At 72.0% G+C, this 13,526-nt stretch carries 14 protein-coding genes and 1 pseudogene; 5 read left to right on the top strand and 10 right to left on the bottom strand.

What is annotated here, in order from left to right; genetic code table 11:
• A pseudogene (locus ACKUB9_RS23765) lies at window positions 1-314 on the bottom strand (MFS transporter); the annotation flags it as partial.
• A gap of 330 nt (window positions 315-644) precedes the next feature.
• Between ACKUB9_RS23765 and ACKUB9_RS23760 the strand changes: the two are divergent.
• Window positions 645-848: a hypothetical protein gene (locus ACKUB9_RS23760; RefSeq protein WP_407527586.1), complete on the top strand. Its 204-nt coding sequence runs from the start codon at window positions 645-647 to the stop codon at window positions 846-848.
• A 6-nt stretch (window positions 849-854) separates the two neighbouring features.
• On the opposite strand, the gene ACKUB9_RS23755 is transcribed toward ACKUB9_RS23760, so the two are convergent.
• A complete protein-coding gene (locus ACKUB9_RS23755; protein ID WP_407527583.1) occupies window positions 855-1,511 on the bottom strand; it encodes a GntR family transcriptional regulator in 657 nt (218 codons plus the stop codon).
• A 344-nt stretch (window positions 1,512-1,855) separates the two neighbouring features.
• Here ACKUB9_RS23755 and ACKUB9_RS23750 point away from each other — a divergent pair, with 344 nt between their 5' ends.
• Complete coding sequence (locus ACKUB9_RS23750; RefSeq protein WP_407527614.1) at window positions 1,856-3,265, top strand: malonyl-CoA decarboxylase; 1,410 nt, start codon at window positions 1,856-1,858, stop codon at window positions 3,263-3,265.
• A 92-nt stretch (window positions 3,266-3,357) separates the two neighbouring features.
• The gene (locus ACKUB9_RS23745) at window positions 3,358-4,884 is read left to right on the top strand and encodes a malonate--CoA ligase (protein ID WP_407527581.1); all 1,527 of its coding nucleotides are present in this window, start codon (window positions 3,358-3,360) and stop codon (window positions 4,882-4,884) included.
• 13 nt (window positions 4,885-4,897) lie between these two features.
• Here the strand turns inward: ACKUB9_RS23745 and ACKUB9_RS23740 are convergent, their stop codons facing one another.
• The 6 genes from ACKUB9_RS23740 to ubiE form a co-directional block, all read right to left on the bottom strand.
• Entirely contained in the window at window positions 4,898-5,104 is a 207-nt protein-coding gene (locus tag ACKUB9_RS23740) for a hypothetical protein (RefSeq protein WP_407527578.1), read from the bottom strand.
• Window positions 5,105-5,200: 96 nt separating this feature from the next.
• Window positions 5,201-6,421 (bottom strand): bifunctional phosphopantothenoylcysteine decarboxylase/phosphopantothenate--cysteine ligase CoaBC, encoded by a 1,221-nt coding sequence (coaBC, locus tag ACKUB9_RS23735; protein ID WP_407527575.1) that lies wholly within the window; start codon window positions 6,419-6,421, stop codon window positions 5,201-5,203.
• Window positions 6,422-6,436: 15 nt separating this feature from the next.
• Window positions 6,437-6,745, bottom strand: a complete 309-nt coding sequence (locus tag ACKUB9_RS23730; RefSeq protein WP_407527572.1) for a helix-turn-helix transcriptional regulator — start codon at window positions 6,743-6,745, stop codon at window positions 6,437-6,439.
• Window positions 6,742-7,152 carry a type II toxin-antitoxin system RelE/ParE family toxin gene (locus tag ACKUB9_RS23725; RefSeq protein WP_407527570.1) on the bottom strand — a complete coding sequence of 137 codons (411 nt, stop codon included), beginning with the start codon at window positions 7,150-7,152 and terminating at the stop codon, window positions 6,742-6,744. The genes ACKUB9_RS23730 and ACKUB9_RS23725 overlap by 4 nt, the downstream gene beginning before the upstream one ends.
• 138 nt (window positions 7,153-7,290) lie before the next feature.
• Entirely contained in the window at window positions 7,291-8,844 is a 1,554-nt protein-coding gene (gene ubiB, locus ACKUB9_RS23720) for a 2-polyprenylphenol 6-hydroxylase (protein ID WP_407527568.1), read from the bottom strand.
• A 28-nt stretch (window positions 8,845-8,872) separates the two neighbouring features.
• Window positions 8,873-9,631, bottom strand: coding sequence for a bifunctional demethylmenaquinone methyltransferase/2-methoxy-6-polyprenyl-1,4-benzoquinol methylase UbiE (gene ubiE, locus ACKUB9_RS23715; protein WP_407527565.1), 759 nt, complete (start codon window positions 9,629-9,631; stop codon window positions 8,873-8,875).
• A gap of 129 nt (window positions 9,632-9,760) precedes the next feature.
• Here ubiE and mutM point away from each other — a divergent pair, with 129 nt between their 5' ends.
• Window positions 9,761-10,654, top strand: coding sequence for a bifunctional DNA-formamidopyrimidine glycosylase/DNA-(apurinic or apyrimidinic site) lyase (mutM, locus tag ACKUB9_RS23710; RefSeq protein WP_407527562.1), 894 nt, complete (start codon window positions 9,761-9,763; stop codon window positions 10,652-10,654).
• A gap of 74 nt (window positions 10,655-10,728) precedes the next feature.
• Window positions 10,729-11,601, top strand: coding sequence for a tetratricopeptide repeat protein (locus ACKUB9_RS23705; RefSeq protein ID WP_407527559.1), 873 nt, complete (start codon window positions 10,729-10,731; stop codon window positions 11,599-11,601).
• A gap of 60 nt (window positions 11,602-11,661) precedes the next feature.
• Here the strand turns inward: ACKUB9_RS23705 and ACKUB9_RS23700 are convergent, their stop codons facing one another.
• The gene (locus ACKUB9_RS23700) at window positions 11,662-12,621 is read right to left on the bottom strand and encodes a DMT family transporter (RefSeq protein WP_407527556.1); all 960 of its coding nucleotides are present in this window, start codon (window positions 12,619-12,621) and stop codon (window positions 11,662-11,664) included.
• A 112-nt stretch (window positions 12,622-12,733) separates the two neighbouring features.
• Window positions 12,734-13,486, bottom strand: coding sequence for a type I methionyl aminopeptidase (gene map / locus ACKUB9_RS23695; protein ID WP_407527553.1), 753 nt, complete (start codon window positions 13,484-13,486; stop codon window positions 12,734-12,736).
• Window positions 13,487-13,526: the final 40 nt, after the last annotated feature.

The raw sequence follows: 13,526 nt of genomic DNA, 5'->3' as shown, positions 1-13,526 counted from the left end.
CCCAGGCCCGGGGCGGCGGCGGCGGCGAGCAGGGCCGCCGCCAGCACGAGCAGTTGTCCGACGATCAGGCTGCGGCGCGGGTAGCGGTCTCCCATCGGCACGAGACCGAGGATGCCGAGGCCGTAGCCCGCGAGCGTCGCGGTGGGCACGAGGCTCGACGCCGATGCCCCGAATTCTTGCGCCAGCACCGCGAGCAGCGGCTGGTTGTAGTAGATGTTCGCCACCGCTCCGCCCGCGATCAGGCTGAGGCTGAGGCGCGTGGCGGCGGTGAGCGGCGCGGGCGCGGCGGAGGCCGCGGCGGACAAGGACGGCATGCGGGATCCCGGGAGGTGCTCCGGAGAATAGCGCGCCGCACCCGCCCGGCTCCGGCCCGGGGCGCGCGGCCCACCCGCCCGGGCGGCATGGCTGCCCCGCATCGGCGCGTGCGGTTGCGCACCGGCAGGATCGTCACCAGATGGGTGTCGGGCCACGGACGCAAATTTCGCTTGGTCCCGGCGCGTGTTGCGCCGATACTTTTCACGATCGCGACCGGCCGGGCAGCCGTCCGCGCGGACCCGCCAGTCGGCCGAGGATCCGCGAGAGGGGAAACCCTGGGGAAGGTGGCCCCGCCGTCGACGCGATCTCCGTCTGCGAGAGGTCGGGCGATGTCGCAATACCGCGTTCTGTTCGCGAAGGAGATCATGGGGGTGCCGTTCATGGTCGGAACGGTCGAGATCACCCGTGCCCGCAACGCGGAACGCGCCCAGCGCGCGGCCGCGATCCGGTTCGCCCGCCATCACGGCGTCGAGGATTGGCGCGAGCGCGCCGACCGGATCGAGCTCAGCCCCCTCCCCGACCGGGACGAGTGAACCCCCTCAGGCGGCCGCGCTGTCGCGGCGCAGGCCCAGGATCAGATCGGAGAAGCGGTCGCCCTGCACGATCACGTGCGCGCGCATGCGCTCTGCGGCCAGCGCCTCGTCGCCGGCCAGGATCGCCTCTACGGCAGCCGCATGCTCGGCGAAGGACTGGCCGAGCCGGTTGCGCACCCGCAGCTGGATGCGCCGGAACGGGGCGAGCCGGCGGCTGAGCGCCGTGGCCTGCTCGCACAGGAAGCCGTTGCGCGACGCCCGGTAGATCACCGCGTGGAAGACGGTATTCTCGGCGTAGTAGGCCGTGGTGTCGCCGGTCTCGGCGGCCTGCCGGCAGGCCTCGAGCGCGGCGGTCAGCTCCGCCTGATGCGGCGGGGTGAGGCGCCGGGCCGCGAGCCGGGCGCAGGCCGCCTCCAGCTCCGCCATCGTCTCGAACATCTCCAGGAGCCGCGCCGGATCGGGCGTGCTCACCACGGCGCCGCGGCGCGGCTTCACCTCGATCAATCCGGTCATCGCGAGCTGCAGCAGCGCCTCGCGGATCGGCGTGCGCGACACGCCGAACCGCTCGGCGAGCTGCACCTCGTCGAGGCGCTCCCCGGGCGTCCTGACGCCGTCGACGATCTCGTCCTCGATCGTCTGCCGCAGGCGCTGCGTGTGGTTCATGCGGGTCCGCCTCCCTCTCGGCTTTGAGTATGCGCGCCGGTTGACAAAATATGCAAGACCGGTCTTTTGTGTGTGCAGGGCGATCGCGCAGCACGGTGTGAAGCGCGACCGGCACATACAGAATCGCGATGCTCCGCGTCCGTTCCGGATCGCGATGCGGCTGCCCGGGCCTCGCCCGCCGGGCGGCAGGGAGTCGGCCGATGACAGACCGGGCAGCGAAACTCTGGGGACGGCGCGCGCCTCCCCCCTCCGCCGCGGAGGCGGAGCCCTATCTGTCCGGGGGCGAACCCCCGGCAGGAGACGTGCCCGCGACGGGCAAGCGGCAGGGATGGCAGCAGGGCGACATGGTGGCGATCTCCTTCCTCGGCGACCTCCTCCAGAGCATCACCGACCGGGGCCGCGGGCTGATCCCGTTCGGCCGCGGCGAGGTGCTCTCGCGGGCGAGCGTCCCCGACCTCGTGAAGCTGTGCGAGGACCTGATCTCGCGGCGCGGCGAGGCGTCCGGCGTGGCGCTCGCGCGCATCATCCTCGACCGCTACGCCACCTTCACGCCGGCCGAGCGGCACGACTTCCTGCGCCGGATCGCGGTCGATTTCGGAGCGGATGCGACCGAGGTCGAGAGCGCCATCGTCGCCTATCGGGCGGCCCCGACCCGCGCGGCCCTGAGCCGCCTGCACGAGGCGGCCGAGCCGCGCTCGCAGGAGCTGATCCGCCGCCTCAACCTCGCCCGGGACGGGACGCTCGCCCTGGTGCGGATGCGCGAGGACCTGTTCACCCTGCGCGACGCCCTGAAGACCGGAAAGGAGCGCGATGCCGCCCTCGTCGAGGCCGTCGCCAGCCTCGACTCGGATTACGAGCACCTGTTCGCCTCGTGGTTCAACCGCGGCTTCCTGGTCCTGCACCGCATCGACTGGACCACGCCGGCCCACATCCTGGAAAAGATCATCCGCTACGAGGCCGTTCACGAGATCTCCGGCTGGGACGACCTGCGCCGCCGCATCGAGCCCTCGGACCGGCGCTGCTTCGCCTTCTTCCACCCGGCGCTGGTGGACGAGCCGCTGATCTTCGTCGAGGTGGCGCTGACCACCGGCATCGCCTCGGCGATCGGCCCGATCCTGGCGGGCGAGCGCCAGCCGATGGCCTCGCGGGAGGCGACCACCGCGGTCTTCTACTCGATCTCCAACTGCCAGAAGGGCTTGGCCGGCGTCACGTTCGGCAACTTCCTGATCAAGCAGGTGGTGGAGGATCTCTGCCGCGAGATGCCGGCGCTCAAGACCTTCGTGACGCTCTCGCCGGTGCCGGGCTTCGGCACCTGGCTCGACCGCGAGCGCCGCGCGGAGGCGCCCCAGGGCCTCACCCGGGAGGACGCCGAGACCCTGCGCCTCCTCGACCGACCGGGCTGGCACGCCGACAAGGCGAGCGCCGAGGCGGTGCGCAAGGCGCTGATCCCGGCCGCCGCCTACTACTTCCTGCGCGCCAAGACGCCGCGCGGCAAGCCGGTGGATCCGGTGGCCCGCTTCCACCTCGGCAACGGCGCCCGGCTGGAGCGGCTCAACCACCTCGGGGACGTCTCGCCCAAGGGGCTCGCGCAGTCGCACGGCCTGATGGTGAACTACCTCTACGATCTCGCGGCGATTGAGAAGAACCACGAGACCTACGCCAACCTCGGCACGGTCTCGGCCTCGATCGCGGTCAACCGCGAGCTGCGCCAGAACCTGCCGCCCGCCAAGGCGGACAAACTCGCCGACGCCTGATGCGCCCCCCTCCCCCGGGCGGGGAGAGGGGATGCCGAGCCACAGACGGACGCCGCGCCCGCCCGCGCGGCGGCCCAGACCCGGATCCCTCCATGAGCAACCATCTGTTCGACCTCATCCGCGCCCGCCTCCCGGGCGATCCGTCCTCGCGGCCCTTCCTAGAGACCCTGGAGGGCCTGCGCTGGAGCTACGCCGATCTCATCGCGGCCTCGGCGCGCTACGCCGCGGCGCTCGCGGGTCTCGGCGTCAAGCCGGGCGACCGGGTCGCCGTGCAGGTGGAAAAGAGCCCGGCCGTGCTGGCGCTCTATCTCGGCTGCGTGCGGGCGGGGGCGGTGTTCCTGCCGCTCAACACCGCCTACACGCCGGCCGAGATCGCCTACTTCCTCGGGGATGCCGAGCCCGCCCTGTTCGTGTGCGATCCCGGCCGGCTCGACGCGATGAAGCCGGTGGCGCAGGCGGCCGGCGTGCCGCAGGTCGGCACGCTCGACGCCGCGGGCGAGGGCACGATGGCGGCCGAGGCCGCCGGGCAGACTGGCGCCTTCGCCGACGTGGCGCGCGGCCCCGACGACCTCGCGGCGATTCTCTACACCTCGGGCACCACCGGGCGCTCGAAGGGCGCCATGCTGAGCCACGACAACCTCGCGTCGAACGCCCTGACGCTCGTCGAGACGTGGCGCTTCACCGCCGACGACGTGCTGATCCACGCCCTGCCGGTTTTTCACACCCACGGCCTGTTCGTGGCGACCAACACCGTGCTGATGGCCGGCGCCGCGATGATCTTCCTGCCCCGGCTGGATCCGCCGCGCATGCTCGCGCTGATGGAGCGGGCGAGCGTGATGATGGGCGTGCCGACCTTCTACACCCGCCTGCTCAAGGAGCCGGGCCTGACGCCGGAGGCGACGCGCCGGATGCGCCTGTTCGTCTCGGGCTCGGCGCCGCTGCTCGCCGAGACCCACCGCGAGTGGCGCGAGCGCACCGGCCACGCCATCCTCGAACGCTACGGGATGACCGAGACCAACATGAACACCTCGAATCCCTACGATGGGGACAGGGTGGCGGGAACGGTCGGCTTCCCGCTGCCGAGCGTGGACCTGCGGGTGGTCGATCCGGAGACCGGCGCGGCCCTGCCGGCCGAAGAAGTCGGCATGATCGAGGTGCGCGGCCCCAACGTGTTCAAGGGCTACTGGCGCATGCCGGAAAAAACAGCGGCCGAGTTCAAGACCGACGGCTTCTTCATCACCGGCGACCTCGGCAAGGTGGACGCGCGCGGCTACGTCCACATCGTCGGGCGCGGCAAGGACCTGATCATCACGGGCGGCTACAACGTCTACCCGAAGGAGATCGAGACCGAGATCGATGCGCTGCCGGGCGTGCTCGAATCGGCGGTGATCGGGCTCGCCCACCAGGATTTCGGCGAGGGCGTCACCGCCGTGGTGGTGCGCCGGCCCGGCGCGAGCCCGAGCGAGGCCGAGATCCTGCAGGCCCTGGAGGCGCGGCTCGCCAAGTTCAAGCTGCCGAAGCGCATCCTGTTCGCCGACGAATTGCCCCGCAACACCATGGGCAAGGTGCAGAAGAACCTGCTGCGCGACGCCCACAAGGGTCTGTACGGGGTCGGTTGACCCAGCGCGCCGGTCAGCGCCGGCGCTCGCACAGCGTCTTGACGTAGGTGGTCCGGTCCTCGCTGCGGCCGGCGCCGGCCACCAGCGTCGGCCCCATCAGCAGGCATTCCTGCGGCGTGTGGGCCGGCGCGGTGATCACGTCCTGCGCGGTCTCGCGGGTGCAGTCCTTCGCGGCGATCGAGGAGGCGCAGACGAGGGCGACGACGAGGATGACGGGCATGGAGCCTCCGGCGCACGCGAGTCCCGAAAGCTAATCCCGCGCCGGCCTGCGCCAACCCGCGCCGCCTGCGGTATAGTGCATCGCCCGCACGCTCCCTCAGGCGCCCGCGAGGGCGGCCAGGCGCGCGACGAGGCGGCGGGCGACCTCGTCCTTGTCGAGCGTGGGCCAGGTCTCCACCGACCCGTCGCGGCCGACGAGCAGCACGGTGTTGCGGTCCCCGCCCATCACGCCGGTCGCCGCCGAGACGTCGTTGGCGACGATCAGGTCGCAGCCCTTGCGGGCGATCTTGGCGCGCGCGTTGTCCACCACCGCCTGCGTCTCGGCCGCGAAGCCGACGACGAGCGGCGGGCGCCCCGCGGCGCGCTGCGCGATGGTGGCCAGGATGTCGGGATTCTCGGTGAGCGCGAGGCCGGGCGGCCCGCCCGGTCCCTTCTTGATCTTCTCCCCCGTCTCGGCGGCGGGGCGCCAGTCGGCGACGGCCGCGGCGAAGACCGCGATGTCGGCCGGCAGGGCCGCCTCCACGGCCGCCAGCATCGCCCGCGCGGTCTCGACGCGGACCACGGCGACGCCGGCCGGATCGGGCAGGGTCACCGGCCCGGAGACCAGCGTGACGCGCGCCCCGGCCTCCGCGGCCGCGGCCGCGATGGCGTGGCCCTGCTTGCCGGACGAGCGGTTGGCGATGTAGCGCACCGGGTCGATCGGCTCGTGGGTCGGCCCTGAGGTCACGAGGACGTGGCGGCCCGCGAGCTGAGCCGGCGCGGCGCGGCCCTCCAGCATCGCCACCAGCGCCGCGACGATCTCCTGCGGCTCGGCCAGGCGGCCCGGCCCGGTCTCGGCCTCCGCCATCGCCCCGATATTCGGCCCCACCACCGCAACGCCGTCCTGGCGCAGGAGCGCGAGGTTGCGCTGCGTCGCCGGGTGCAGCCACATCCGCACGTTCATGGCCGGGGCGATCAGGATCGGCAGGGTGGTGGCGAGCAGCACCGTCGCCGCGAGATCGTCCGCGTGGCCGCCCGCCATTCGCGCCATCATGTTGGCGGTGGCGGGCGCCACCACCACGGCGTCGGCCTGCCGGGCGAGCCTGATATGCCCGATATCGGCCTCGTCCTCGCGGTCGAACAGGTCGGTATGCGCCCGCTCGCCCGACAGCGCGCCGGCGGCCAGCGGCGTCACGAAGGATTGCGCGCCCTTGGTGAGCACGCAGCGCACCGCGGCCCCGCGCTCGCGCAGGCGCCGGATCAGATCGAGCGACTTGTAGGCCGCGATGCCGCCCCCGATCACGAGCAGCACCCGCCGGTTCGCGAGGGGCAGGGTCATGCGAGTCGTCGCACCTCAGGCGGCTTCCGGATAAGGCACATCGAAGGCGACACCGCTGCCCTCGACGTGGATCGAGACCTTGTACCCGAGGCGGCCGACGAGCCGCATGAGCTTCTGCACGGAAAACCGGCTGAGCTTCTCGTTCATCAGGGCCGAGACGTTGGGCTGGTCGAGGCTGAGCAGGTCTCCGGCTTCCTTCTGCGTCAGACCGCGGCGCCGAATCTCTTCGGCGACGAACCGGAGGAGACGCGACTTCGCCACCAACTCGTCGGCATCCGGCAGCCCGAGTTCATGGAAGGCGCTCGGGGCGTCCTCAGTGCTCATGACGTGCTCCTCTCCGGCGTCTCGGCGGCCTTCGACGGCGGGAATGCGGTCCGATCGTACTCCTCGGCCTCGCGGAGCCGCGACCGGATCAGGTCCATGTCGGGCTTCGGCGTTTTGGCTCCGCGCTTCGACTTCTTCTTGAACGCATGCAGGACATAAACCGCGTGTTCCAGGCGGACCGTGTAGACGCAGCGGTAGGTGTCGCCATCGTGATCCTCGACGATCTCGATCACGCCTCCCCCACCGAAACCCTTCAGGACCTTGGCGGCCGGCGCTCGCTCTCCCGCCTGGGCGAGGTAGAGGGCGTGGCCGACATCCTGGCGGGCCTCGTCCGGAAACCCGATCAAGTCCTTGCGGCTCGACGCGATGAAGATGAGCCGCCTGAGCGGCCGATGCTTGCCCGTCACGACACGCCGCCTGTTATATCAAGGCTGATATGCCATCAGCAAGCCAGGCTCCGCTCGTCGCCTGAGGGGAGGTTGTGCGGATCCGCCGAATTCCGATCCAGCGACCGAGCCGCCAAGGATCACCGTCGCCCGGCGGATTCAGCGCAGGGCGAGCAGCAGCACCGCCCCGGCGATGGCCCACAGCCCGAGCGTCGACCAGACCGCCCGCCGCGCCTCGGCCCGCAACCGCCGCTCCAGCCGGACGCCCTCGCGCGGGGCGTTTTCGTCGAGGCGAATCAGCAGGCGCTTGAGGCGCTGCGACAGGTCGGGGGCGTCCGCCAGCACGTCCGCCAGCGTCAGCGCGGCGCGGCCCACCTGCTCCACGCGGCCGATCGGCCCGAGGTTGCGGGCGAGCCACGTGCGCACCACCGGCTCGGCGGTCGTCCACATGTCGAGGCGCGGATCGAGCGAGCGCCCCACGCCCTCCACCACCACCATGGTCTTCTGCAGCATCACCAGTTCGGTGCGCGTGCTCATGTCGAACAGCGCCGTGACGTCGAACAGGAGCGTCAGCACCTTGGCCATCGAGATCTCGTCGGCCCGGCGCTGGTGGATCGGCTCGCCGATGGCGCGGATCGCCTGCGCGAAATCGTCGACCGAGTGGTGGCCGGGCACGTAGCCCGCCTCGAAATGCACCTCGGCCACGCGCCGGTAGTCGCGCAGGATGAAGCCGAGCAGGATCTCGGCGAGGAAGCGGCGCTCCTTGATGCCGAGCCGCCCCATGATGCCGAAATCCACCGCCGCGAGCCGGCCCATCGGGTCCACGAACAGGTTGCCCGGGTGCATGTCGGCGTGGAAGAAGCCGTCCCGGATCGCGTGGCGCAGGAAGGACTGGATCACCGTGCGCCCGAGCGCCGCCACGTCGTGCCCGGCCTCCACGATGGCGGACCGATCGTTGAGGCGGATGCCGTCGATCCACTCGCTCGCCAGCACGTCGCGGCCGGTCAGCTCCCAGATCGGCTGGGGCACCCGGAAGTCGGTGTCGCCCTTGATGTTCTCGGCGAATTCCGAGAGGGCGGCCGCCTCCAGGCGCAGGTCCATCTCCATCGCCACGGACCGGGCCAGGGTCTCCACAACCTCGCGCGGGCGTAGCCGCTCGGCCTCCGGGCGCAGGAGCTCCATGACCCGCGCCATGAAGCGCATGGCCTGGATGTCGCGGGTGAAGCGCTCGCGGACGCCCGGCCGCATCACCTTCACGGCGATGGTCCGCTCCGACCCGTTCGGCTCCCGCAGCTGAGCCTTGTGGACCTGGGCGATGGAGGCCGCGGCGATCGGCTCGCTGAAGGACAGAAAAAGGGCGGTGATCGGCCGGCCCAGCGCCTCTTCCACCGTGGCGACCGCGATCGCCTGCGGGAAGGGCGGCACCCGGTCCTGCAGCCGCTCCAGGTCCCGCGCGGCGGCGACGCCGACGATGTCGGGGCGCGTCGCCAGGAACTGCCCGAACTTGACGTAGGACGGGCCGAGCCGCGTCAGCGCGGCGGGCAGCCGCGCGGTGGGGCCGAGGCCGCGACGCTCCAGCCGGCGGCCGAGCCGCAGGAAGACCCGCAGGTGCGGCGGCAGGGCGGCGGCGTCGACGAAGGCAAGGGCGCCCTCGCGCGCCATCACCCAGCCGACCCACAGGCCGCGCACGAGGTGGATGACGGCGCTCAGCAAGACGGGCGGACTCCGATCGGACGGGCGCTCACGCGAGCTTCCAGCCCGAATGGATGGCGCAGATGCCGCCGCTCAGCCGGCGATGGCTGACCCGCGCGAAGCCCGCCTCCGCGATCAGGCCCTCGAAGGCGCCGGGCGTCGGGAAGCGGCGGATCGATTCGACGAGGTAGCGGTAGGATTCCTTGTCGCCCGCCACCCATTCGCCGAGGCGGGGGATCACCCGGAACGAGTAGGCGTCGTAGATCCGGTCCAGCCCCGGCACGTCGACATGCGAGAATTCGAGGCACAGGAAGCGCCCGCCGACCCGCAGCACCCGGTGGGCCTCCGCCAGCGCCCGCTCGATGCGCGGCACGTTCCGGATGCCGAAGGCGATGGTGTAGGCGTCGAAGGACCGGTCCGGCAGCGGCAGCGCCTCGGCGTTGCCGGCCACGAAGGCGATGCGCCCGCCGAATCGCCCGCCCGCCCTCTCGCGCCCCACGCCGAGCATCGCGTCGTTGATGTCGAGCACGGTGACGCGGGTGTCGGGACCGCCCGCCTCCAGCGCCCGGAAGGCGATGTCGCCGGTGCCGCCCGCCACGTCGAGGAGATCGAAGGACCGGGTGCGCGAAGGACGCAGGGTCGAGATCAGGGCGCTCTTCCAGGCCCGGTGCAGCCCGCCCGACATCAGGTCGTTCATCAGGTCGTAGCGCTGGGCGACCGAACGGAAGACCTCGTTGACGCGCCCCTGCTTCTCGTCGAGGGGCACGCGCGTGAAGCCGAAATCGGTCCGGCTCTCGTCGGCAGCCATGGTGTTGGTCCCCTCGCCGTCCTCTCGCCGCCGCCTCCATAGCGGGTGAGCGGCGGAATCACCATCTAGGGCGCAGGCCGGCGGGTGCGGTTCTTCGCGCCAGTCCCGACACGTTCGTCCCGGAGTGCCATGCCCGAACTGCCCGAAGTCGAGACCGTGCGCCGCGGCCTCGAACCCGCCCTAGTCGGAGCGCATTTCTCCGAGGTGCGCCTCGCCCGGCCGAATCTGCGCTTCCCCCTCCCCCCGGATTTCGCCGCGCGGCTCACCGGCCGGCGGGTCGAGGCCCTGTCGCGGCGCGCCAAGTATCTGATCGCCGACCTCTCGTCGGGCGAGGCGCTGATCATGCACCTCGGCATGAGCGGGCGCTTCGACGTGACGCTGCCGGACGGGCGCCAGGTCTCGCCCGGCGACTTCTACCTCGAGGGGGCGCTCGGGCAGTCCAAGCACGACCACGTCATCTTCGGGCTCTCGAACGGCGCGCGCGTGACCTACAACGACGTGCGCCGCTTCGGCTTCATGGACCTTGTTTCCTCGGCCGACCTCGCCACCTGCCGCCACTTCGCCGGCATGGGCATCGAGCCGCTGGGCAATGAATTGTCGGGCGAGACGGTGGCGCGCCTGTTCGCGGGCAAGCGCACCCCGCTCAAGGCGGCGCTTCTCGACCAGCGCCTGATCGCGGGCTTGGGCAACATCTACGTCTGCGAGGCGCTGCACCGGGCGCGGCTGCATCCGGAGGCGCCGGCCGGCAGCCTCGCCGACGCGGCCGGGCGCCCGACCAAGGCGGCGGGCCGCCTCGCCACGGTGATCCGAGACGTGCTCACCGAGGCGGTGGCGGCGGGCGGCTCCACCCTTCGGGACTACGCCCACACGGACGGCAGCAAGGGCGAATTTCAGAACACCTTCCGGGTCTACGACCGCGAGGGGCTGGCCTGCACGGCGCGGGGCTGCCGCGGGGTGGTCCGGCGGCTGGTGCAGGGCGGGCGCTCCACCTTCTTCTGCGAGACCTGCCAGCCGCGCGCGTGAGCGGGCACACACGGTACCACCTCGGCGGGGTTGATCCCCGCCGCAACCTCGGCATCCTGGCGGGATCGGGCCCCGTGCCCGCCGCAGCCATCCGCGCCATGAGGCTCGTCAACACCCTGGCCGACCGCGTGCTGGAGCGCCTCCGCTTCGCGGCGCCGCCGACGCCGCCCTGGGATCCGCTCTATGCGCGGCCGATCGAGGAGGTGATGCGGCTTGCCGAGGACGGCGACGGCGAGGCGGCCTACGTGGTCGGCGACATCTTCGACCAGGGCTACGACGGGATGCCCTGCGACCGCCGCCGCGCACTGCACTGGTACCGCCTCGCGGAAGAGGCCGACCAGCCCGACGCCCTCAACAACATCGGCAGCATGTACCAGCACGGGCACGAGCTGCCGCGCAGCCTCGACATGGCGCGCCGCTACTACGAGCGCGCCGCGGCGCTCGGCTGCGGCACCGCGATGAACAATCTCGGCCGCTTCTACCTCGCGGGCCAGGGCGGCGTGCCGAAGGATCCCGCCGCAGGCCTCGCGTGGCTGCGCAAGGGGGCGGCGCGCGGCGACACCGACGCCATGCTCGGCCTCGCCCACGCCTACGCCACCGGCACGCACCTGCGGCGCAGCGCCCTGCGCTTCCTGTACTGGAACCGCCGCGCCGCCGCCTGCGACGACGGGCGGGCGGTCTACAACCTCGCGGTCCAGTACGACGACGGCGAGACGGTGCTGCCGGATGCCGGACGGGCGGTGCGCCTCTACGAGCGGGCGGCCTGCCTCGGGAGCGCGTCGGCCGCCTACTGGCTCGCCCGCAAGCACCTCGACGGGCAGGGTGTCGCGGCCGACCCGCGCCAGGCCTACCGGCGCTTCCGGCAGGCGGAGGAACTGGGCCACGAGAGCGCGGGCGAGTGGGCCGACGATCTCTTGGAGGCCCATCCGGAGCTGCGCGATCCTTGAGGCGTGGCACCCGCACGCCGCAATGACCGCCCGGCGGCCGGTGCGGACGCGGACGCCCGGTCAGTCGAGATCATGCGTCTTCGCGATCGTCGGCGGGAGAGCGGTCCGACGCCGGCCCGGCTCGCGCCGCAGCAATTGCTGCTCGCGCAGGAAGATGAACAGGCCGCTCGCCACGATGATGCCGGCCCCCGCGAGGGTGAGCGGCCCGATCACCTCGCCGAAGAAGACGTAGCCGAACAGCATCCCCCAGAGGATCAGGGTGTACTGGTAGGGGACCACGGTCGTGGCCGGCGCCATGCGCAGGGACTGGTTGACGCAGAGGTTGCCGAACAGCGACCCGACGCCGAGGAGGAGCATCAGCGCGAGATCCAGGGCGCTCGGCGAGGCCCAGCCATACGCCAGCACCAGGGCGGAGCCGAAGACGAGGGCGGAGACGAGCTGGCCCGTCATCAGGACGGTCCCGGGAACCTCCGCCAGCTTGCGCGTGGTGATGAGGAAGAGCGCGTAGAAGAAGCTGCCGGCCAGGGCACAGACGGCGCCGAACGAGATCGAGCCGGGCGAGGGATGCAGGGCGAGCACGACGCCGCCGAAGCCCCCGACGACCGCCGCCCACCGCCGCCAGCCCACGCGCTCGCCGAGCAGCAGGGGCGACAGGGCCGTGACGTAGATCGGACCCGCCATGTAGTAGGTCATGACCTCCGCCAGCGGCAGCGTGCTGACGCCCCAGAAGAAGAGCGACGCTTCGAGCGTGGAGCAGGCCGCCCGCAGCACCTGCAGGCCCGGGCGCGGCGCCCCCTTGAACGCGCCGAGGCCGGCGCGGCGGATGGCCGGGGCCATGATGCAGAGGCCGGACACGCTGCGCACCAGCATGATCTGGCCGACCGCGTAGGTGCCGACCAGCCACTTCCCCATCGTGTCGTTCATGGCGAAGAGCAGCACGCCGAGCAGCATCATCGCGACGCCGCCGGCCGCCCCCGCCGGCACGGCCACGCGCTCCGCGATCACCGATGCGACCCTCACGTCCCGTACTCCACCACAGATCCTCCGTCCGGCCCTCGGGGCAGTGACAGCGGCGGGCAGGTTTCGCAAGGGGTCGGAGAACCAAAGGGTCCGGGGCTGCGCGACCGCGCTCCTAACGGGCCGGCAGGGTGAGGATCAGCGGCCCGTCGCGGGTGGCGACGACGGTATGCTCGTACTGAACCGTGAGGGCCTGGGGCCGGCTGTAGAGGGTCCAGGGATCGTCGCCGTCCCCGGCGAACTCGGCGCCGAGGGACAGGAAGGGCTCCACCGTGAAGACGAGCCCGTCCGTCATGATCCGGCGCTCGGAGGCGTCCGGCCACGTGGCGATCTCGGTCGGCTCCTCGTGCAGCGACCGGCCGACGCCGTGGCTGGCGAGGTTGCGCACCAGGGTGTAGCCGTTCTTGCGCGCGAAGGCGCCCACGGCCTGCCCGATGCCCGCCAGCGGCTTGCCGGCCCCGACCTGACGCAGGCCCGTCCACATCGCCCGGCGCCCGTCCTTGCACAGCCGCTCGGCCGCGCGCGTCACGGGCGGCACGGCGAACGAGGCCCCGGTATCGGCGAAGTAGCCGTCCTTCTCCGCCGACACGTCGATGTTGACCAAGTCCCCCGGCCGGATCGCGCGGTCGCCCGGGATGCCGTGCGCGATTTCTTCGTTGACGCTGATGCAGGTCGCGCCGGGAAAGCCGTAGACCATCTCCGGGGCCGGGCGCGCGCCGGCCGCCTCCATGACGCCGCGCCCGATCCGGTCGAGGTCGCGCGTGGTCATGCCGGGCTCGATGGCCTTGCCCATCGCCTCCAGGGCGTCGGCGACGATGCGCCCGATCTGCTGCAGCCCGGTCAGGTCGTCGTCGCTCGACACCGTCATGCCGTGTCCTTTCGCGAGGCCGGGAAGCGGCCTCTTCGGG

Source organism: Methylobacterium oryzisoli (assembly GCF_046557895.1).
In the GTDB taxonomy this organism is placed as follows: Bacteria; Pseudomonadota; Alphaproteobacteria; order Rhizobiales; family Beijerinckiaceae; genus Methylobacterium; species Methylobacterium oryzisoli.
This window is presented reverse-complemented; position numbering and strand designations above follow the sequence as displayed.